The sequence below is a fragment of the Cypionkella psychrotolerans genome (genome assembly GCF_001294535.1).
In the GTDB taxonomy this organism is placed as follows: domain Bacteria; phylum Pseudomonadota; class Alphaproteobacteria; order Rhodobacterales; family Rhodobacteraceae; genus Cypionkella; species Cypionkella psychrotolerans.
In genome coordinates this window covers 186,819-205,185 of record NZ_LGIC01000065.1, presented here as the reverse complement: position 1 = coordinate 205,185, position 18,367 = coordinate 186,819, and the positions used below count along the sequence as shown (strand labels likewise).

The following is an 18,367-nucleotide window of genomic DNA, read 5'->3' as shown; positions in this document are numbered from 1 at the left end:
GCGATCCCCTCAGCAGGAGACGCCCATGAAAACCCGCAAACTCGGCCAAAACGGCCCAAATGTATCCGCCATTGGCCTGGGTGCTATGTCCTTCGGCGGCATCTTTGGCGATACGAATGAGGCCGAAAGCCTGCGCTGTCTGGATGCGATGCTAGACCAAGGTATAGATTTTATTGACACCGCCAATATCTACGGCATGGGGATTTCGGAAACCATCATCGGCAAATGGCTCACCACCCGCCGCCCGAATGTCACCATCGCCACCAAAGCCAGCTTTGTCTCCGGCCCGCCGCGCCGCATCGACAATTCGGAACACCATCTGCGCGCCGAGTTGGAGGCCTCGCTGAAGCGGCTGAACCGCGACCATGTCGAGCTGTTCTACATTCACCGCCGCGAGCGCAGCCGCCCCTTGGCCGAGGTGGTAGGCTCCCTGTCACGCCTGATCGAGGAAGGCAAAATCGGCGGCTACGGCATGTCAGAAATCGCCCCCGACACATTGCGCGCCGCCCATAAAATCCGTCCCTGCATGGCGGTGCAAAACGAGTATTCGCTGTGGAGCCGCCAGCCCGAACTGGGCATGATCCAAGCCTGCAAAGCGCTTGGCGTGGCCTTCATCCCGTTCTCACCGCTGGCACGCGGCATGTTGGGCGACGTGGCGCTGGCTAAGCCAACCGACGGGTTTCGCGCGCAGAACCCTCGCTTCACGGAGCCAAACTTCAGCGAAAACACCCAATCAATCAATGCGTTCCGGGCGTTTTGTGCAGCGCGCGGCTGGTCCACGCCAGCCACCGCTTTGGCGTGGGTTCTGGCGAAAGGCGATCACCTGATCCCGATCCCCGGCACCCGCAGGGCGGAAAACCTCAAGCAATGGGCGCAGGCCACCGAGATCGTCTTCACCCCTGACGATCACGCCGAAATTGACCGCATCCTCCCCCCCGGTTTCGCTGCCGGCGACCGTTACGGTGATCATCAACTGCTGGCGATTGAGCGGTACTGCTAGGTATCGAAATGGCGCTCTGCCGGGTTGTAGAGCGCCTAAACTCCGTGACTGCGGTCATAGCCGTTTGCCACCGCCGGATGCCATCCTGCGGGCAAAGACGACGGCTTAAACACCTCAACCAACAGAGGATAACAGGCCGCCTGATCCGAGGAATGCTCTGACGAGCAATCACCACCGGGACAGGCAGACAGGCCGCCGATCAGGTCCATCGCGGCGAAAAACTCGATGTAATCACCGGGCCGCACTGGGCTGGCTTTCATGAAATACTGACCGGTGTCGCGGGTGAATCCGGTACACATGAACACGTTCAGCACGTCATGCACATGTGCTTCAGCCTGCCACAGCGGCAGACCCATGCGCGCGGCTAGCGCCCGCGTCAGGTTGGAATGGCAGCAATGATGATACTGCCCGCCCGACAGCAGATTGCTGGTGTAGGGATCACAACGCGTGCCGATCACGTCATGTACGCTGCCGCCAAACGCATCGAACCCGTACCAGTCCAGCGTATCCTCGGTGATCAGAGCCATCTCGCGCAGATAAGGCAGCGCCGACCACATCCGATCGCCCGCTGACAGATGCGTGCCGTGCAACGCACGGGTTTTGCCCGAGAAAAACCGCTCATTCAGGTCTGCTGCGTTCCACAGATTGAGATCGCCCACCTGCGGCCCCTCAACGCTGGTGATGCGAAAGAAATGCCCGCTAGGCACATCAAAACACCGCGCCTCGCGCGCCGGCACCAGCACTTCGGCCACCCTGCTCCACCCGGCCCGTGCCGCCAGATAGGGTGCCAGATCCGGCCGCGGCAGGCCCGAGACCGGATAACAGATCACCGATTTTACAGCTTTGCGCGCCTCTGCGTCAGCAGGGGCGGCATGAGTTGGCTGGTCTGGTTTCATGGCTTTCTCCCAAATTGTGACAGCACGCCCAATCCCTCCCCCTCAAGCCGCGCGCAAACATTGCCTTGGCGCGCGGCCCGCTCCCGGATCACAGACCGCGCCACAGGCGGTGCAGTGATAGCTGCTGGGTCCCGCCCGTCGATCCAACCGCCAGCGGCAGTTGCGCGTCAGGGTGGAGTTGCGGCGTGCCAGCCAAGCATAGACAAACACCGACACCAGCAGAACCAGCAATAACAATGGCATAGGGCTTCCTTTTCATCGTCCCCAGCATGGCCTAAGCCGTCGCCCCCTGCAAGAAGCTCGGCTCTGCCCGCAGCCGATGGGCTGGGAACGGGATCGGGGCGACCCGCAACTGCCGCGCACGCGAGAATTCGGCCGGCATCCGCAGCACCGCATATTGCCGCCCGTCTTCATCATTGCGGTAAGTGTCTCCCAGCCGCGACACTTCATAGCCGATCTGGCGCAAAGCCCGCATCAGGGTCAGTGACGAGAGACAAATCAACTCCTCACCGCCCTGCGCGCGGGTGATTTCGACCAAACCGTCCACAATCAAGGTCAGACATTCGCTGCGCTCTGCCGCCGTCGTCAGCGCATCCGAGATCACCAACCGCGTACATTCCCAGACATGCGGCGTGGCGATTTCGACCGACATCACATGCGACGGAATATGCGGCAACTTGCCGGAATAGGCATCGCGCAGCATATAGGTATGCTCTCCCCAGGTTGCGGTCGTGGCCATGGCGCGCGCGCCGCCTACAACCTGACCGTGTCTTAAAACCAACGAGTAATGCGCCACTGGCGTGTCATATTGGTCCATTTCGACCTTGGCATTATGCGGCACATCCCAGCCGAGTTGGTCGACAAACACCTGCTTGCGCAAAGCCAAAAAGTCGTAAAATGCCGAACCGTAACGATGGAAATCGGAAAAATCGAAGCGGATATTGTCCATAGGATACTCCTAAACATGCTGAATCGTTTCTGATACAGCGACAATACCCCGGAAGTTGTATTTGCCGACAGTCCGCAAATTTAGCGCGACTGTCGCAATAGTTAAAATTTGCTGGATTATCAGCGGCGCTTAAAGAATCCGCCGCGCAGCAGCGATCGAAGCCGCTTGGGATTGTGTCCGCGCGCCCAATTTACGCTTGACGTTGTTAAGCCGGGCTTTCACAGCACTTTCCGAAATTCCAAGCCGCGCGGCAATTTGTTTCAGCCGCAAGCCCTCAGATTGTAGTTTCAGCGCCTCAACCTCGGCATTTGTGAGGCTTTTCTCATCCTCCGGGCCTGCATGCAGCTGCTGCATGATTCGCAGCAGCCCCTCCATCTCGGCATCTTCAAAGTCGCGGTCATCGCGGAAAAACAGCCCGTAGCTGCGTCGGCCCTTGTCCCGTGGCGTCATCACCGACACCGCAGCGCCATGACCCAAGCCGAACACCGCGGCATGGGCGCGCACCTGATGCGGATCGGTCGCGGCCATTTCCGAGAACCGGATGCCACCGACATTGCCATACACCCAGCGCATCGCCGGATCCTGCACAACTAAGCCATGGGTTGTGTAAAACTCCACCCATATGTCAGGCAGATTGTTCATCTCCTCCTCAGGAAATGAGAACCCAACCCGCAAAGCGACATAAGAACCCGCCGGGGCTATATGTTCGATCTGATTTTTCATCGCCTGCAGAAGTGTCATATGCTCAAAACAGTTGCCGAGGGCTCTACCACGTCATAGCCTCGTCTCGTAGATATTGCCCGGATAAAGTGTAATTCGCAACCTCTAGCATCCAAAGGGTGAGTGATCGTGAAGGATATGACGAAAGTGGCTGCAGTTGCAGAACGCTTAGCCCGGCTGCGGGCGCTCTGCGACAGTGGCTTTGCTCTGGCGATCCACATCCGCTACACGCGCCCTTCGATCTTGTACAGAACCTATGATCAGGCGTGGATTGAGCACTACAGCGAGCGCGGGTTCATGCTCAGCGACCCGGTCGTGCATTGGGGGCTGACGCATACAGGTGCTGTCAACTGGGCGGACCTCGCCGATCAAGACCCGCAAGGCGTCATCCGTGACGCGCTGGCGCATGGGCTGCACAACGGCTGTACCTATGCGGTGGGGCCGCAAACCTCGCGCACCATCGCGGGCGTGACCAAAACTGGGCCGGAGTTCACCGCCGCCGAGCGCGCCGAGATTGCCCAGATTGTCGATGATCTGCACGATCTGACCGAAGGGCTTGAAAGCTTTTCGCCGGAAACCCAAGCGGCTTTGCTGGCGCTGACTGACAGTTAAACCTGCCTAGTCGCCAAAGCGAATCCGCGCCGCCAAGCCCACCCCAGCTTCGGGTGGCAGGTAAAGATTAACCTGCCGATAGGGGGCCCGTCCCGAGATCAGCATCCGACGGTTCGCCAGCGCCTCGGCCAGTTGCTTTTGCAGTGCAACTGGCCAATAGCCGCCACAAACAGCCAGCAAACTGCGCAGGTCTTGATTCTCTTTTTCAGTCAGCACCGTCACCGCCCGCCAACCACCGCCCCAATCCATATCTGGCGTGCCAGTCTTGCGTCGCGCGGGCGGAATGACGGGCGCGCGCTGATCCAGCGCCACGATGGCATAGGTGCAATCAAAGCCGTTCAGATTGCTCTGCACCACGCCTTCCGAGAACCGTCGGCTGGCCAAGGGCGCCGCAATCGGCGTCAGATCCGCGAAGAAATCCTGCGCATAGGCCCCCGTGTCGTGGCACTGCCCCGGCGTCCAGATGCAGGGGAAGGCGCGCGCGAGTTCGCGCAGCAGCGGCAGGCCAATGATCAGGCCCAAACCGCAGGCCAGCACCATCGCAAAAAGGCGTGCCATCCGGGCACGCCTTTTGTAATTTTCAAGCGCTGACAAAGCCGTTACACCACCCGCTCGACCATCATCTTCTTGATCTCGGCAATCGCTTTAGCCGGGTTCAGCCCCTTCGGGCAGGTCTTGGTGCAGTTCATAATGGTATGGCAGCGATAGAGCTTGAACGGGTCTTCCAGATCATCAAGCCGCGCACCCGTCGCCTCATCCCGGCTGTCGATGATCCAGCGGTAAGCGTGCAGCAAAGCCGCTGGCCCCAGGTATTTATCGCCATTCCACCAGTATGACGGGCAAGACGTGCTACAACAGGCGCACATCACGCATTCATACAGCCCATCGAGTTTGGAGCGATCCTCAATCGACTGCCGCCATTCTTTCGCAGGCTTGTTGGTCTTGGTCTCCAACCACGGCATGATGCTGGCGTGCTGGGCGTAGAAATGCGTGAGGTCGGGGATCAAATCCTTCACCACCGGCATATGCGGCAGCGGATAGATTTTCACATCGCCCTTCACCTCATCCAAACCGTAGATACAGGCCAGGGTGTTGATGCCGTCGATGTTCATCGCACAGGATCCACAAATCCCTTCCCGGCAAGAGCGGCGGAAGGTCAGCGTCGGGTCGATCTCATTCTTGATCTTGATCAGCGCGTCCAAAATCATCGGGCCGCAGCTGTCCATATCAACGAAATAGGTGTCCACCCGTGGGTTTTCGCCGTCATCCGGGGTCCAGCGGTAAATCTGGAACTTGCGCACATTCGCGCCCGCAGGCTTCGGCCAGGTCTTGCCAGTGCGGATTTTCGAGTTTTTCGGCAGGGTGAACTGAACCATGTCTCAGACCTTTTGTTCTTTTCCGCGTCAGTATCGCTTGGCGGGAATGCTGCTATAGGGACGCGTCGGCATCTCACCCGAGCGGTGATAGACGCAATTTTGGTAAACTTGGTCAGGGTCTTTGCCCTGAAGATAATCCGAGCTGAAGGTGATCTCGCCAAACGTGGTTTTACGCCCGTTCGAGCCGATGCCAACCCCAACCTCGCCGCGTGGATGCTCGGCCAGACGGGCGCGCTCAAAGCACTCGCGCTCGGCCTGCGCGCGCGGGATCGGCCCACAGGCGATCAGCGGCAACAACGCAAGCAAGGCAAGGGTTGGACGCATCGGCTACCCTTTCAACGGCGGCACGCCATTGCGTGCAAAGCAGGCCGTGGCACTGGGCCTTGTGGCAAGGTTGCGGATATTCTGCACCGTCAACGTGCCCGCCTCAACGCCGACATCCCGCGCCAAGGCCCGGATTTCATCAGACCCTGCCGCATCCAGCACGCATTGCGTCGCAGCCTCGGCGACATTGCCTGGCAGTTCGCGCGCCAAAACCGGACGCACCACGGTTTCCGCCGTCCGCCGCATCGCTTTATCCGCGAGAACCTGCGGATCACAAGCGGCAAGCAGGCCAAACGCTACCAGCGCGCTCAGCGCCCTAAATCGGCAAACAGGCATAGCCATCTCCTCCGGTAAACGTATTGCGGCAGGCTTGGCGGACCGGCCGCGCAGGCGGGGCCGCAGGTTTCGGCGCAGATGCGCCCGAGGTGTAGGTTTCAACGGTCATCGTGCCGCTGCTACCTTGGGTTTCCACGACCGTCCTTCGGCCCGCCATACTTGGAGCCATCGAGGCTTTCGCTTTCACGCAAGCATTGATCGCCGCCAGTTCCTTGGGCGTGCCGGGAATGTCGCCCTGCACCCCGGATGCATGCGCCGCCGCCGCCCGCGCGGTAAATCCTGACTCAGCGCTGCATTGCTCAACCACCGTCACCGAAGGTTGCGAGGCCGCGCCACTGTCGACGCAGGCCGTCAAAGCCAGCAGCAGCAGGGCGACGCCACGCATCAGAACTTCCTTTCAGCCGGTGCGATCTTCTTCAGTGAAATCCCGCCATCGGCTTCCGAGGTCAGGGGTGCTGTATGCACCGGGCGATAGTCCAGCTTGACCGAATTTCCGTCAACCCAAGCCAGCGTGTGCTTGCGCCAATCGGCGTCATTGCGCGTGGCGTAATCTTCATGCGCATGCGCACCCCGGCTTTCGGTGCGGGCATGAGCGCCCACAATCGTCGCCAGCGCGTTCGGCATAAGGTTCTGAAGTTCCAGCGTTTCCATCAGATCCGAGTTCCATACCAAGGACCGATCCGTCACCTTGATGTCACCCATCTTGCCTGCAATCGCGGTCATCTTGGTGACACCTTCGCCAAGGGTCTTGTCGGTGCGGAACACCGCCGCATCGGCCTGCATGGTCTTTTGCATCTCCAGCCGCAGATCGGCGGTCGGGATCGCGCCATTGGCTTGCCGCGTCGCATCAAACCGCCCCAAAGCCTTATCGACTTCCGCCCGGTTCACATCCGCAGCCCGCTCCTTCGGGTTCACAATTTCCCCCGCCCGGATCGCCGCCGCCCGGCCAAAAACCACCAAATCAATCAGGCTATTGGACCCCAAACGGTTCGCACCATGTACCGAAGCACAGCCCGCCTCGCCCACCGCCATCAGCCCCGGCACGGTGGCATCGGGGTTCGCATGCGTCGGGTTCAGCACCTCGCCGAAGTAGTTGGTTGGAATCCCGCCCATGTTGTAATGCACCGTCGGCAGCACCGGGATCGGCTCTTTGTGCAGATCAACCCCCGCAAATATCCGCGCACTTTCCGAAATCCCCGGCAAGCGCAGCGCCAGAGTTTCCGGCGGCAGGTGGTTCAGGTGCAAATGGATGTGGTCCTTGTTCGGCCCCACGCCACGCCCCTCACGAATTTCAATCGTCATGCAGCGCGACACATAATCCCGTGGCGCGAGGTCCTTATAGTGCGGCGCATACCGCTCCATAAACCGCTCCCCGTTGGAGTTGGTCAGGTATCCACCTTCCCCCCGCGCGCCTTCAGTGATCAAACAGCCCGAGCCGTAAATCCCGGTTGGGTGAAACTGCACAAACTCCATATCCTGCAACGGCAGCCCAGCGCGGGCCACCATACCACCACCATCGCCGGTGCAAGTATGCGCCGAAGTCGCGCTGAAATAGGCTCGCCCGTAACCGCCTGTCGCCAGCACGGTCATCTTGGCGTTGAACACATGGATCGTGCCATCGTCGAGCTTCCACGCCACCACACCGGTGCAGCGGCCATCGGTCATGATCAGGTCAATCGCGAAGTATTCGATAAAGAACTCGGCATTATTCTTCAGGCTCTGCCCATACAGAGTATGCAAAATCGCATGGCCGGTGCGGTCAGCCGCAGCACAAGTCCGCTGCACTGGCGGGCCTTCGCCATATTCGGTGGTATGGCCGCCAAACGGGCGCTGATAGATCTTGCCCTCTTCGGTGCGCGAAAACGGCACGCCGTAATGCTCCAGCTCATAGACCGCCTTCGGGGCCTCGCGCGCCAGATATTCCATCGCGTCGGTGTCGCCCAGCCAATCCGAGCCCTTCACCGTGTCATACATATGCCACTGCCAAGAATCCGGCCCCATGTTGCCAAGCGAGGCAGCAATGCCGCCCTGCGCCGCGACAGTATGCGACCGCGTCGGGAACACTTTGGTCACGCAAGCCGTGCGCAGACCCTGCTCCGCCATGCCCAAGGTCGCGCGCAACCCAGCGCCGCCAGCACCCACCACGACCACATCATAGTCGTGCACTTCATACGGATAAGCAGTCATATCAGCCCCTTAAAGTGCAATGCGAACAAGCGCATACAGCCCCGTCGCCGCAATCACGGTGGAAAGCGAGATCACAAACATGATCAGCATCTTGCGCGTGGTGCCCTGCGCGTAATCTTCGATCATCATCGTGGCCCCCATCGCGAAATGCCGCATCCCGATCACCAGCACCAAGGCGGTCAGGATTGAGGGGAAGGGGCGCGCAAAGGTCGCCCGTACCGCCTCATAATCCTGTCCCAAAGCGTGGCCGACGATGTAAACCCAAGTCGGCACCATGAAGGCCAGCGCCACAGCCGACAAAGTCATCGACCAGTGATGCGCCGTGCCAGTGTGCGAGGCACCCTTGCCCACAGCCCGTTTGCGCGCGGTAAGATAACGCATATTCAGCCCCTTACACGATCAGAATGGTGAGTGCGGTGAACAGGAACGACCCCGCGATGATGCCCCAGCCCAGCTTTTCGGCAGTGGCAATCTCCAGCCCATGGCCCGCATCGAAATAGAGATGCCGCAGCCCCGACAGATAGTGATACCACACCGCCCAGGCCGAACAGGTGAACACCAGATCGCCGAACCAGCTTGTCGCCACCGCATTGGCCACCGCGAAATATTCGGGCGACACCGCCGCCGCAAACAACCACCACACCGCCAGCATCACGCCGACAATCAGCCCGTTGCCGGTGATCCGGGTCAGGATCGAGGTGATCGAGGTCAGTTGCGGGCGATAGATTTGCAAATGTGGCGACAGGGGGCGCTCTACACGCTTCACTTCGGCCATAACTTGTCCCCTCCTCTTGGTCCGGGCCTCTTGATCCGGGTCTGATCCAACGCACGCCCCGCCAAGATATCGCCTGACGACTGCGCGGCTTTATTCCTCAATAGCGCTTATATCACGCATGTCACCCCAAACCACGCCGCAACTGCACAATGTTTTCGCTATCAGCCACAGTTTTTCGCCTTTGTGATCACATGGAAAAATCGCGTGATCACAAAATCCATCAATCTGGCGAGGCTTCCCACATCGCTTGCAGGTTCTGGGCATATTCGTTGCAAATCGTAATAGTTTGTTGACTGGGGCTGTAATAGGCGTTCGCCTCACCACAATCGGCGACCACCACGCTGACCTCCAGCGGAAGGCCATAGCGCTCATTGATGGCCACAACTTCCTCGGCGATCAGATCGGCAAGCGGCTGGCCTTCCTGCCCCGTCTGCATCACCAGCCCGACATTATCCCCGCCCGGAGTCGCATCCGCCAGAACCGCATCCCAAGACCCTGCCGCCGCCTGCCATTCCGCAGGGCAGCGCTCGGCACGCGCCGCTGGCAGGCCCAATTCATCAGCCATCCCCTGCCGCGCCTCGGGGTTGGCACCGTAGAACAGACAGACGACGGAATAATAACGCTGCATGTCCATGCTATGCTCGTCGGAATAGGACGGCTCCTCCCCGCCCGCTTCGCGCTGATCGGACTGCAAAGCATAGGCAGTGGCGTCGCTGGCAAGGATGTTCGCCGCAGCTTCTTCTTCCCAGATGTCATTCATCAGGATCACCGACAGATGATCCGCCGCGTCTTCTTCTTTGCCCAACACCGGCAGTTGCAGCACGTCGATCATCGCGTGACCGACCTCGTGATAGAAGGTCGCGATCACCTCATTGGCAATGAAAGCGGATTCTTCCTCATCCTCGGGAAACTGAAACACCGTCTGGGCCGCCGCACCCGTCGCCATCGCGCCCCAAAGCGCCAGCCATAGAAATTGCCGCATGATCCCCCCAAGTTTCGGCCAACCTGCCACGGCGAGCCAAACCAGACAACGCTTAGCGCGCAAATGTTAAACCGGCATCAACGCCCAAACATCCAGATCGAGCAGCACCTCGGGCAGATATTTGCCATCCGCCGCCCGTAGCGCCCCCGCAGCGCCGCGAGTCGCCACCAACCGCAGCCGGATCGCACCCACGCCCTTGGCATCCGTCTCGACCATATCCAGCACTTCCGACCACGCCCGCACCGTATCCCCCGCAAAGCACGGATTGGCATGGGCGCCTGCGTTCAGCGCCACCAGCATTTGCGCATTGGCCAGACCGTTAAAGCTCAAAGCCCGCGCCAGCGAGATCACATGCCCACCGTAAATCAACCGCTTGCCATCCGGCCTTTGCGTGGCATCAAAATGCACCTTGGCGGTGTTCTGCCACAGCCGGGTCGCCAGCATATGCTCGGCTTCCTCAATGGTCACACCATCGACATGGTCAATCACCTCACCCACCGCATAATCCCGCATCCGGTGCGGCTCGCCGGCCAGTGCGAAATTATAGCGCGAGAAATCAAGCCCCAGCGGGATCACCAGCGCGGAAGGCTCCACCACCTTAGCCAGTTCCGGCACCACCGCCACCGGGGCGGCCGCGCCAAAATCGCGCTTCTTCACCATCACCCAACGGACATACTCCAGCACCGCTTCCTCATGCTGGTTCAGCCCAACCGTGCGGACATAAACCACGCCCGACTGCCCATTCGAATTTTCCTTAACCCCGATCACCGTGCTTTCAGACCGCAGAGTATCGCCCGGCCACACAGGCCGCAGCCAGCGCCCCTCGCCATAGCCCAAATTCGCCACCGCGTTCAGCGAAACGTCCGGCACGGTCTTGCCGAACACCACATGAAAGGCTGCCAGACCATCGAAAGGGCTGAACGGCAGCCCGCAATCTTGGGCAAACACATCGCTGGAATACAACGCATGACGCGCCGGATACAGCGCATGATACAGCGCGCGTTCCCCGCCCGAAACCGTGCGCGGCACCGCATGGGTGATCACCTCACCCACCCGGTAATCCTCAAAAAACCGCCCCGCATTGGTCTTGACCGCTGCCATCTCACCCTCCGTAGGGTGGGTGAAACCCACCACTGCTATGCCTCGCCCAGCTTCATCTCCGGGTCATATGTCCCCGGCACATCCTTCACCACCGCCTGCCCGCAGCGCATCACGCCGCGCGCCGCATCAAAGCCATAGGTCGGCCCGCCATGCAGCACCCAGCCCTTGCTCAGTGCCAAACTCACCTTGTGGCAAAACGCAGACGTGTCGTCGTCCGACAAAAACCGATACAGCTGCATCAGGAATACGTCCCCAAAAACACCGGATGGCCCAACCACTGATGGATCATCGCAATCACCCCCAGCAGCACCACCGTCCCCACAAGGTTCATCGCATCGCCCTTGATGCCGCGCCCATTGGTCGGGGCCACCCAAACCTCAGCCCGGTTGATCAGCAGCATCTCGACCAAGGCCCAAATCCCGATACCGCCAAACAGCACCAAAGACGCCTGATCGCCATTCACCAGCAAATGCGCCACCGCCCAGACCACAGCACCCCACAACATTGGATGCCGCATCTTCGGATACAAAATGCCCTTGGTACCGCCCACCCCGAACAGGAATAAAGACACCAACATCAAGGTGTTATTCAGATGCCCCATCCCCGGAAGCGGCGTGTAAACCGAAACCCAGTCCGCCGCGCGATAGCCCACCACCATCAGCACCACCGCCAACAGCAAGAGCCCTGTCACCACCAGCTTGCCCTTGTCGCCCATGCCAGCCCGCATATCCGGTGCCACACGTTTGAAGAAATGCGCGCCCACCCAAAGTGCCAGTCCCAAAATCAGCCAGATCATCGCAAAATCCTATTCAGACAGCGCGGCTATCATCTGGGCCTTCCCTAGAACCGCCTGTGCGGTGACGATATGCAGGTTTTCGACGATCTTTCCATCCACAACCGCCACGCCCTGCCCCGCCGCCTGTGCTTGGTTGAAAGCCGCGATCTGCCGCCGGGCGAGGTCTAACTCCGCCACCGACGGCGCAAAGGCCGCATTGGCGATCTCCAACTGTGCCGGATGGATCAAGGTTTTGCCGTCAAACCCCATGTCGCGGCCCTGCACACATTCCGCCAGCAGCCCCGCATCATCCTTGAACGCATTATAGACGCCATCGACGATTACCCGGCCATAGGCCTTAGCCGCCAGCAGACACAAGCCCAACCCCGCCTGCAGCGGCAACCGATCCGCCCGGTGCCGAGCGCCCAATTCCTTGCCCAGATCATTGGTGCCCATCACCATGCCTTGCAGGCTGGGATGCGCGGCAATTTCCACCGCGTTCAACATGCCCAGCGCGGTTTCCATCATCGCCCACAAGGGTTTAGCCGACACAGCCGCCACCGCATCCAGATCCGCAGCCCGGTTTACCTTGGGGATCAGCACAGCCTCCACCCCCGGATGCGCCCCAAACACCGCCAGATCTTCGGCCCCCCATGGGCTATCCAACCCGTTGATCCGCACAATCCGCGCCCGATGACCAAAGCCACCCTCGGCCAAAGCCTGCGCCAAAACCTCGCGCGCTGCCGCCTTTTCCTCAGGGGCCACCGCATCCTCCAGATCGAAGATGATCGCATCCGCCGCAAGGCTGCGCGCCTTCTCCAGCGCCCGCTCTTTCGAGCCCGGAATATACAGCACAGAACGGAAGGGGCGGCCCGACGCGATAGAGGTCATGATTCTCTCCAGCAACAATATTGCGCCAACCGACCCCATTTTGCCACTTTCAGCAAGCCTAGAAATGCCGCAGCGCAGAAAAACCGTGCGCAGCCTTAACACTATCCTCGCATCTTCCGCGCAGCCTCAGCTCAAACCCCAACCGGAGACTGCAATGGAAAAGACCTTCTTCGCTTTGTCACTCGGCTTCGCAGGCCTGATCCTCGCCGTTCACGCAGCCGAAGCCGCCCCCGTTCAGATCGCCTTATACCCATCCCACATCAGCTTGATCGACACCAACAGCAGCGCCCAAGTCACCAGCTGAAAGAACAGCTTCTCTGGCAGCCATTTCACCAGCCGCACCCCCAGAAACACCGAGGCTGCGGCAATCGGCATCAGCACCAAGACCTTCTCAAGGCTGGCCAAATTGATCTGCCCCAGCAGGTAATACGGGATCAGCTTCACCGCATTGATATAGGCAAAGGCAATCGTCGAGGTGCCCGCAAACACCGCTTTGCTCAGACCCAAAGGCATGGTGTAGACCTGATAAGGTGGCCCGCCAGAATGGCTGACAAAACTGGTAAACCCCGTCACCGCCCCCCAGAACACCCCCGGTGCCACTTCAGCCTGCTTTCGCTCCACCACCACCCGCCGCTTGATCAACAGGTTCAGCGCGAACACCACACCGATCACACCGATCAGCACCGTCACCCAAGCCTCTGACACCAGAGTCGCGGTGAAATAGCCAATCGCAATTCCCAAAGTCGCCGCTGGCAGCAAGATCGCCAACACCCGACGGTCAAACTCCCGCCGATAGGCGTAGAGCCCGAACATGTCCGACACCACATACAGCGGCAAAAGCAGCCCCGCCGCCGTCACCGCATGGATCCCCGGCACCAGTGCCAACACCGGCACCCCCAGCATCCCCACCACCGGCAAACCGCCCTTGCCCATGCCGACAAACACCGAGGCCAGCACCGCCAGCGCCCAAAACGCGAATCCATCCATCATGGCTCTTTCCCCTGCCTGCGGAATCACCCATGATCACCGCGTTGCCGATCCCGGCGGCCCCTGAATCGCAAGCTTATCGCCGAAGCCCAAAGCTGCCAGCGCCCGTTTAGCGCAAACAGTCCAAGCAGGCCAGCAGCTTACCCTGCCGCAGTGCAGCGACTTGCGTTCAGAGGCCAAACGGGTTTAGCATACCACAGTATACAAACCCTTCGGAGACTCAAATGGCACGCCCAAAAATCGCGCTGATCGGCGCAGGTCAGATTGGTGGCACGCTCGCCCATCTCGCCGCCATCAAAGAACTTGGCGATATCATTCTGTTTGATATTGCCGAGGGCACCCCGCAGGGCAAAGCGCTGGATATCGCGCAATCCGGCCCCTCCGCTGGCTTTGACGCCTCGCTGAAAGGCGCCAATTCCTACGCCGATATCGCCGGTGCTGATGTCTGCATCGTCACCGCAGGCGTGCCCCGCAAACCGGGGATGAGCCGCGATGACCTGCTCGGCATCAACCTGAAAGTGATGAAAGCGGTTGGCGAGGGCCTGAAGGCCCATGCCCCGAACGCTTTCGTGATCTGCATCACCAACCCGCTCGATGCGATGGTTTGGGCTTTGCGCGAATTCTCCGGCCTGCCGCACCACATGGTCGTCGGCATGGCAGGCGTGCTGGATTCTGCCCGCTTCCGCCACTTCCTGTCGGTCGAATTCAACGTCTCGATGCGCGATGTGACCGCCTTCGTTCTGGGCGGCCACGGCGACACCATGGTGCCCTTGGCGCGCTACTCCACCGTCGGCGGCATCCCGCTGCCCGATCTGGTCGCAATGGGCTGGACCACGCAAGAAAAACTCGACGGCATCATCCAGCGCACCCGCGATGGCGGCGCGGAAATCGTCGGCCTCTTGAAAACCGGCTCGGCCTTCTACGCCCCGGCGCAATCGGCGATCGAAATGGCCGAGGCTTACCTGAAAGACCAAAAACGCCTGCTGCCTTGTGCTGCTTACGTTGACGGCGCGCTTGGCCTCAAAGGCATGTACGTCGGCGTCCCCACCGTGATCGGCGCGGGCGGCATTGAGCGTATCGTGGACATCAAGATGACCGCAGACGAGCAAGCCATGTTCGACAAATCCGTCGACGCCGTGAAGGGCCTCGTCGCGGCATGCAAGGCGATTGATCCGTCGTTGGCGTAAGTCGCGGTTGGCAACCGGGTAGGGTGCGTGATTTCACGCACCAACTTTAAAATGCGTGCTCGCGAGGGCACGCATTTTGCGTTTTTCTACTTAGGTTCGTGTCTAAACTGGCTAGGGTCAGGACCCATTGATCTGCTTGAGGCTGCCGCCGCTGCGTGATTCAAGGCCCCTGAGCTACGGGGGTGATCATGAGCAATCTATTCTGGCTGACGGACGAGCAGGTGGAGCGGCTGAGACCGTTCTTTCCGAAGAGCCATGGGAAGCCGCGCGTCGATGATCGGCGGGTTTTGAGCGGCATAATCTTCATCAATCGCAATGGCTTGAGGTGGTGCGATGCGCCCAAGGAATATGGCCCGCCGAAGACGCTCTACAACCGATGGAAGCGGTGGGGTGACATGGGGGTCTTCGCCAGGATGATGGAGGGGCTGGCCTCAAAAGGCACCGAGCAGAAGACCATCATAATCGACGCGACCTATCTGAAGGCGCATCGCACGGCTTCGAGCCTGCGGGCGAAAAAGGGGGGCCTGACGACCAGCGGGGGCGCTTGATCGGTCGCACCAAGGGTGGGTTGAACACCAAGTTGCATGCCGTCACCGATGCGAGGGGGCGGCCGCTGAGGTTCTTCATGACCGCAGGCCAAGTCAGCGACTACACCGGAGCCGCAGCCCTGCTGGGCAGTTTGCCCGCTGCGGAATGGATGCTCGCCGACCGAGGCTATGACGCCGACTGGTTCCGGGATGCGTTGAAAGACAAGGGGATACGCCCCTGCATCCCCGGCCGGAAGTCGCGCGGCAAGACAGTCCGCTACGACAAACGACGTTACCGGCGCCGCAACCGGATCGAGATCATGTTCGGCCGATTGAAAGACTGGCGCCGCGTTGCAACCCGTTACGACCGATGCGCAAAGACCTTCCTCTCCGCCGTCGCCCTCGCCGCAACTGTCATCTTCTGGCTTTGACGATCAATGAGTCTGGACCCTAGTCACGGCGTAGGGTGGCTGGACCAACTTACCCAATGATACACCAAATGAGCCAACAACCCTATTATTCCTGAAATTTGACCGCGTGCTTACTCCAGCGCTGGCAAAATGCTCGGGCCTTTTCTTTCATGTCTCCATCCGCATTCACAATAAAGAAAGTACGACAGCTATAGGCGTTAGCACGAACCGCAACCGTGCCTTCGCCCAGTTGCTCGATCCAATGCTGCACCTCTGCTGAATGCCCCCCGGCTCTGCGTGTGTTGTGATGATAGAGCACTGCCGTTCTGTTCACCGCGAGTGCCTTAGCTTCCAGCAACGGCATTTGCTTGCCAAACGTTTTTTGTGATCGCCGCTTTGCCGTATCATCAATCAAACCATTGTCAGGATCCGCAAAAACCAAATCTGAGTCCGCGAGTTTGATTTGAAGCCTTTCAAACCAATTCTTCCGCCATTCTGATCGTTGCCCATGAGGCAAACTCGCAGTTAGCAGCCGCTCATTGAAAAAAGTTCCCTGTAAAAAACCAGCGCGTTCGATTCCTTCGACTGTCCGTCCAAGGGTAGCATCATGCGCCGTAGCACTTAGGGCATCAAAAGCCTCTGAGTCTAAGTGTCTCCATTTTTCAGGGTCTCTGAGATATTGCGTATGCCGTCCGTCAGAATTGTGCGCCTCATCTGGGTATAGATACCAAGCCACTCCCAGCTTTTTGCCGTCCCCAAGACTCCTCAGCAAAGCAACCTTTGCAAAGTCCCCAACGTCACCGGCGTAGCGATCTTGCAAAACAGCCCCCATTCAGTGCCAACCAAGATCACCAACCCATCATAACACCCAAGTTTGGGTCAACCTCAATTCACTTCCCCCGCTTTCATCTTGGCTCAAGTATCCCACGGGGGAGGCTCTTGGCCCTTCGCCAAGAGCCTGGGGGTGTGAAACCCCCACCTTCTCTGTCTCAAATCCCTAACAAACCCCTAACGCCCCTCCCCACCCCCTTGACCAAAAACACATTTCAAAAGTCCCAATCCGGGACCTTCCCCCTAAACCCCGCGCCGCAGCCGCCTGATCCGCCGCCGCAGCCCCGCGCCAATCCGACCCAACCAGCCCTCAGCCCGCCGCGCCACATAGCTGACCGCATGGCCGTCATACCCCGCCACGCTCAGATCCACCGCCAGTCCCGGAAACACCCGCGCCAGATCGCCGCGCAAATCCAAATCCCCCGGCGTGATCAAATCGAGCGCCCGCAAAGCCGCCGCCCGCTCCGGGCTCAACTGCTTGATCGACAGATACAGCGCCTCAAGCCCGCCCTGCGTCGCATCCGCCGCCGCAATCGCCGCCAGCTGCGCCCGCCGGGCTGGGGCAAAAGCCTGCCACCCCGGCTGCTGCGCCAGCGTCCGCTGTTTCTTGCTGATCCAGCTTTGCATCGTCAACCCGTCGAAATGAAACAGCCGCCAGCCCTGCAAGGTGCCGACCTCTGCCACGCTGACATTGCGCGCCGAATGCACATCCTCCTGCAAGCCCCGCCCGGTGCGAAAGAACGCCTTGCTCGACGGATAGCTGGTCATGCCCTGCCGCAGAAACTGCGCCACAGCACCGTCAATCGCATCCACCTGCGCCTGTAGCCGTGGCGGGTTGGGCCGCCGAAACACCCCGTCAAAGATATTCTCCGGGTCGGGTGCCGCCAGATACACCCGCTCCGCCACCGCCACCTGCGCCACCAGACAACTGGTAGGCAAAGCCGCCAATGCCAAAGCGACATCGCCGCTGGCCGACAAAAACTCGTCGCTGTCGATATGCAGCAGCCAACCCACCGCACTCGCATCGTAGGCGCGCTGCAAATTATAGCGCTGCCGGTCCGACGGCGCCCAAGGCCGCCCTTCCGGGGCTGCGCGCCAATAGGCCGCGTCGCAGCGGATCAGCACACAACCCGGCACCCGCGCTAATACGGCCTCTAGCGCTGGCTGCGGCGTGTCGAGATAAAGATGTACCTCTGCCGCACCCCGCGCAAAACTGGCCGCGACAAAGCTGATGATTAGCGGCGCAGGCTCACTGACTGTGGCAACAACACTCCATCGCAACCGGCCCGAGCCTCCCTCTAGTCCGCCGGGCAAGCTTAGGCGGGTATCCCGATCCTGTCCACTCCGCGCCGCCAGCCCCCGGCTGCAATCCTAAACAAATCCTTAAAATCACCACCCCAACCCATTGATTCTAAACACACTAAAATGGTCCCGAGTTGGGACCACCCCAATTCCTCCCCGCATCCCCCCTTGACACCCCCCTCTGCCTCCGCCCAACTCC

At 60.2% G+C, this 18,367-nt stretch carries 24 protein-coding genes; 4 read left to right on the top strand and 20 right to left on the bottom strand.

Annotated features, from left to right (window positions below):
• Nucleotides 1–25 precede the first annotated feature (25 nt).
• Nucleotides 26–1,000, top strand: a complete 975-nt coding sequence (locus AKV04_RS14180; RefSeq protein WP_054007055.1) for an aldo/keto reductase — start codon at nt 26–28, stop codon at nt 998–1,000.
• Nucleotides 1,001–1,035: 35 nt separating this feature from the next.
• Here AKV04_RS14180 and AKV04_RS14175 read toward each other — a convergent pair whose 3' ends face one another.
• The 4 genes from AKV04_RS14175 to AKV04_RS14160 all read right to left on the bottom strand — a co-directional run bounded on the left by AKV04_RS14175 (nt 1,036) and on the right by AKV04_RS14160 (nt 3,487).
• Nucleotides 1,036–1,896: an urea carboxylase-associated family protein gene (locus tag AKV04_RS14175; protein WP_054007054.1), complete on the bottom strand. Its 861-nt coding sequence runs from the start codon at nt 1,894–1,896 to the stop codon at nt 1,036–1,038.
• 42 nt (nt 1,897–1,938) lie between these two features.
• Complete coding sequence (locus tag AKV04_RS14170; RefSeq protein ID WP_054007053.1) at nt 1,939–2,139, bottom strand: hypothetical protein; 201 nt, start codon at nt 2,137–2,139, stop codon at nt 1,939–1,941.
• 31 nt (nt 2,140–2,170) lie between these two features.
• Nucleotides 2,171–2,845: an acyl-homoserine-lactone synthase gene (locus tag AKV04_RS14165; protein ID WP_054007052.1), complete on the bottom strand. Its 675-nt coding sequence runs from the start codon at nt 2,843–2,845 to the stop codon at nt 2,171–2,173.
• A 129-nt stretch (nt 2,846–2,974) separates the two neighbouring features.
• Nucleotides 2,975–3,487 carry a helix-turn-helix transcriptional regulator gene (locus tag AKV04_RS14160; RefSeq protein ID WP_235815644.1) on the bottom strand — a complete coding sequence of 171 codons (513 nt, stop codon included), beginning with the start codon at nt 3,485–3,487 and terminating at the stop codon, nt 2,975–2,977.
• 216 nt (nt 3,488–3,703) lie between these two features.
• Here AKV04_RS14160 and AKV04_RS14155 point away from each other — a divergent pair, with 216 nt between their 5' ends.
• Nucleotides 3,704–4,177, top strand: a complete 474-nt coding sequence (locus tag AKV04_RS14155; protein ID WP_235815650.1) for an autoinducer binding domain-containing protein — start codon at nt 3,704–3,706, stop codon at nt 4,175–4,177.
• A 6-nt stretch (nt 4,178–4,183) separates the two neighbouring features.
• On the opposite strand, the gene AKV04_RS14150 is transcribed toward AKV04_RS14155, so the two are convergent.
• The 14 genes from AKV04_RS14150 to AKV04_RS14085 form a co-directional block, all read right to left on the bottom strand.
• Complete coding sequence (locus tag AKV04_RS14150) at nt 4,184–4,735, bottom strand: hypothetical protein (protein WP_054007050.1); 552 nt, start codon at nt 4,733–4,735, stop codon at nt 4,184–4,186.
• A 41-nt stretch (nt 4,736–4,776) separates the two neighbouring features.
• Nucleotides 4,777–5,553 (bottom strand): succinate dehydrogenase iron-sulfur subunit, encoded by a 777-nt coding sequence (locus AKV04_RS14145; RefSeq protein WP_054007049.1) that lies wholly within the window; start codon nt 5,551–5,553, stop codon nt 4,777–4,779.
• Nucleotides 5,554–5,580: 27 nt separating this feature from the next.
• Entirely contained in the window at nt 5,581–5,877 is a 297-nt protein-coding gene (locus AKV04_RS14140; protein WP_054007048.1) for a hypothetical protein, read from the bottom strand.
• Between the two features lie 3 nt (nt 5,878–5,880).
• Nucleotides 5,881–6,213 carry a hypothetical protein gene (locus AKV04_RS14135; protein ID WP_054007047.1) on the bottom strand — a complete coding sequence of 111 codons (333 nt, stop codon included), beginning with the start codon at nt 6,211–6,213 and terminating at the stop codon, nt 5,881–5,883.
• Entirely contained in the window at nt 6,194–6,598 is a 405-nt protein-coding gene (locus AKV04_RS14130) for a hypothetical protein (RefSeq protein WP_054007046.1), read from the bottom strand. The genes AKV04_RS14135 and AKV04_RS14130 overlap by 20 nt, the downstream gene beginning before the upstream one ends.
• On the bottom strand, nt 6,598–8,400 hold the full coding sequence (gene sdhA, locus AKV04_RS14125) for a succinate dehydrogenase flavoprotein subunit (protein WP_054007045.1): 1,803 nt from the start codon (nt 8,398–8,400) through the stop codon (nt 6,598–6,600). The genes AKV04_RS14130 and sdhA overlap by 1 nt, the downstream gene beginning before the upstream one ends.
• Nucleotides 8,401–8,409: 9 nt before the next feature.
• Nucleotides 8,410–8,781 (bottom strand): succinate dehydrogenase, hydrophobic membrane anchor protein, encoded by a 372-nt coding sequence (gene sdhD, locus AKV04_RS14120; protein WP_054007044.1) that lies wholly within the window; start codon nt 8,779–8,781, stop codon nt 8,410–8,412.
• 10 nt (nt 8,782–8,791) lie between these two features.
• Nucleotides 8,792–9,175, bottom strand: a complete 384-nt coding sequence (gene sdhC, locus AKV04_RS14115; protein ID WP_054007043.1) for a succinate dehydrogenase, cytochrome b556 subunit — start codon at nt 9,173–9,175, stop codon at nt 8,792–8,794.
• A gap of 220 nt (nt 9,176–9,395) precedes the next feature.
• Entirely contained in the window at nt 9,396–10,157 is a 762-nt protein-coding gene (locus tag AKV04_RS14110; protein ID WP_054007042.1) for a DUF4344 domain-containing metallopeptidase, read from the bottom strand.
• 66 nt (nt 10,158–10,223) lie between these two features.
• The gene (locus tag AKV04_RS14105; protein WP_054007041.1) at nt 10,224–11,258 is read right to left on the bottom strand and encodes a MaoC family dehydratase; all 1,035 of its coding nucleotides are present in this window, start codon (nt 11,256–11,258) and stop codon (nt 10,224–10,226) included.
• A 35-nt stretch (nt 11,259–11,293) separates the two neighbouring features.
• Nucleotides 11,294–11,497: a DUF1737 domain-containing protein gene (locus tag AKV04_RS14100; RefSeq protein ID WP_054007040.1), complete on the bottom strand. Its 204-nt coding sequence runs from the start codon at nt 11,495–11,497 to the stop codon at nt 11,294–11,296.
• Nucleotides 11,497–12,054: an NnrU family protein gene (locus tag AKV04_RS14095; protein ID WP_054007039.1), complete on the bottom strand. Its 558-nt coding sequence runs from the start codon at nt 12,052–12,054 to the stop codon at nt 11,497–11,499. The genes AKV04_RS14100 and AKV04_RS14095 overlap by 1 nt, the downstream gene beginning before the upstream one ends.
• A 9-nt stretch (nt 12,055–12,063) precedes the next feature.
• Nucleotides 12,064–12,924 (bottom strand): HpcH/HpaI aldolase/citrate lyase family protein, encoded by an 861-nt coding sequence (locus tag AKV04_RS14090; protein ID WP_054007187.1) that lies wholly within the window; start codon nt 12,922–12,924, stop codon nt 12,064–12,066.
• Nucleotides 12,925–13,158: 234 nt separating this feature from the next.
• A complete protein-coding gene (locus AKV04_RS14085) occupies nt 13,159–13,911 on the bottom strand; it encodes a sulfite exporter TauE/SafE family protein (protein ID WP_054007186.1) in 753 nt (250 codons plus the stop codon).
• A gap of 224 nt (nt 13,912–14,135) precedes the next feature.
• Here AKV04_RS14085 and mdh point away from each other — a divergent pair, with 224 nt between their 5' ends.
• Nucleotides 14,136–15,098: a malate dehydrogenase gene (mdh, locus tag AKV04_RS14080; RefSeq protein WP_054007038.1), complete on the top strand. Its 963-nt coding sequence runs from the start codon at nt 14,136–14,138 to the stop codon at nt 15,096–15,098.
• Nucleotides 15,099–15,286: 188 nt separating this feature from the next.
• Nucleotides 15,287–16,056 (top strand): IS5 family transposase gene (locus AKV04_RS25610; RefSeq protein ID WP_268871797.1). Its coding sequence is split into 2 segments (ribosomal slippage): nt 15,287–15,623 and nt 15,623–16,056, totalling 771 coding nucleotides; the frame shifts between segments, so codons are not numbered across the junction.
• 85 nt (nt 16,057–16,141) lie between these two features.
• Here the strand turns inward: AKV04_RS25610 and AKV04_RS14065 are convergent.
• The gene (locus AKV04_RS14065; protein ID WP_156317543.1) at nt 16,142–16,855 is read right to left on the bottom strand and encodes a hypothetical protein; all 714 of its coding nucleotides are present in this window, start codon (nt 16,853–16,855) and stop codon (nt 16,142–16,144) included.
• 254 nt (nt 16,856–17,109) lie between these two features.
• Complete coding sequence (locus AKV04_RS14060) at nt 17,110–18,147, bottom strand: glycosyltransferase family 2 protein (RefSeq protein ID WP_156317541.1); 1,038 nt, start codon at nt 18,145–18,147, stop codon at nt 17,110–17,112.
• Between the last annotated feature and the right edge of the window lie 220 nt (nt 18,148–18,367).

Excerpts from the sequence above, each read along its gene's own strand:
- AKV04_RS14180 (WP_054007055.1), top strand. The coding sequence starts at position 26 with ATGAAAACCCGCAAACTCGGCCAAAACGGCCCAAATGTATCCGCCATT.
- AKV04_RS14175 (WP_054007054.1), bottom strand. The coding sequence starts at position 1,896 with ATGAAACCAGACCAGCCAACTCATGCCGCCCCTGCTGACGCAGAGGCG.
- AKV04_RS14170 (WP_054007053.1), bottom strand. The coding sequence starts at position 2,139 with ATGCCATTGTTATTGCTGGTTCTGCTGGTGTCGGTGTTTGTCTATGCT.
- AKV04_RS14165 (WP_054007052.1), bottom strand. The coding sequence starts at position 2,845 with ATGGACAATATCCGCTTCGATTTTTCCGATTTCCATCGTTACGGTTCG.
- AKV04_RS14160 (WP_235815644.1), bottom strand. The coding sequence starts at position 3,487 with ATGAACAATCTGCCTGACATATGGGTGGAGTTTTACACAACCCATGGC.
- AKV04_RS14155 (WP_235815650.1), top strand. The coding sequence starts at position 3,704 with ATGACGAAAGTGGCTGCAGTTGCAGAACGCTTAGCCCGGCTGCGGGCG.
- AKV04_RS14150 (WP_054007050.1), bottom strand. The coding sequence starts at position 4,735 with ATGGCACGCCTTTTTGCGATGGTGCTGGCCTGCGGTTTGGGCCTGATC.
- AKV04_RS14145 (WP_054007049.1), bottom strand. The coding sequence starts at position 5,553 with ATGGTTCAGTTCACCCTGCCGAAAAACTCGAAAATCCGCACTGGCAAG.
- AKV04_RS14140 (WP_054007048.1), bottom strand. The coding sequence starts at position 5,877 with ATGCGTCCAACCCTTGCCTTGCTTGCGTTGTTGCCGCTGATCGCCTGT.
- AKV04_RS14135 (WP_054007047.1), bottom strand. The coding sequence starts at position 6,213 with ATGCCTGTTTGCCGATTTAGGGCGCTGAGCGCGCTGGTAGCGTTTGGC.
- AKV04_RS14130 (WP_054007046.1), bottom strand. The coding sequence starts at position 6,598 with ATGCGTGGCGTCGCCCTGCTGCTGCTGGCTTTGACGGCCTGCGTCGAC.
- sdhA (WP_054007045.1), bottom strand. The coding sequence starts at position 8,400 with ATGACTGCTTATCCGTATGAAGTGCACGACTATGATGTGGTCGTGGTG.
- sdhD (WP_054007044.1), bottom strand. The coding sequence starts at position 8,781 with ATGCGTTATCTTACCGCGCGCAAACGGGCTGTGGGCAAGGGTGCCTCG.
- sdhC (WP_054007043.1), bottom strand. The coding sequence starts at position 9,175 with ATGGCCGAAGTGAAGCGTGTAGAGCGCCCCCTGTCGCCACATTTGCAA.
- AKV04_RS14110 (WP_054007042.1), bottom strand. The coding sequence starts at position 10,157 with ATGCGGCAATTTCTATGGCTGGCGCTTTGGGGCGCGATGGCGACGGGT.
- AKV04_RS14105 (WP_054007041.1), bottom strand. The coding sequence starts at position 11,258 with ATGGCAGCGGTCAAGACCAATGCGGGGCGGTTTTTTGAGGATTACCGG.
- AKV04_RS14100 (WP_054007040.1), bottom strand. The coding sequence starts at position 11,497 with ATGCAGCTGTATCGGTTTTTGTCGGACGACGACACGTCTGCGTTTTGC.
- AKV04_RS14095 (WP_054007039.1), bottom strand. The coding sequence starts at position 12,054 with ATGATCTGGCTGATTTTGGGACTGGCACTTTGGGTGGGCGCGCATTTC.
- AKV04_RS14090 (WP_054007187.1), bottom strand. The coding sequence starts at position 12,924 with ATGACCTCTATCGCGTCGGGCCGCCCCTTCCGTTCTGTGCTGTATATT.
- AKV04_RS14085 (WP_054007186.1), bottom strand. The coding sequence starts at position 13,911 with ATGGATGGATTCGCGTTTTGGGCGCTGGCGGTGCTGGCCTCGGTGTTT.
- mdh (WP_054007038.1), top strand. The coding sequence starts at position 14,136 with ATGGCACGCCCAAAAATCGCGCTGATCGGCGCAGGTCAGATTGGTGGC.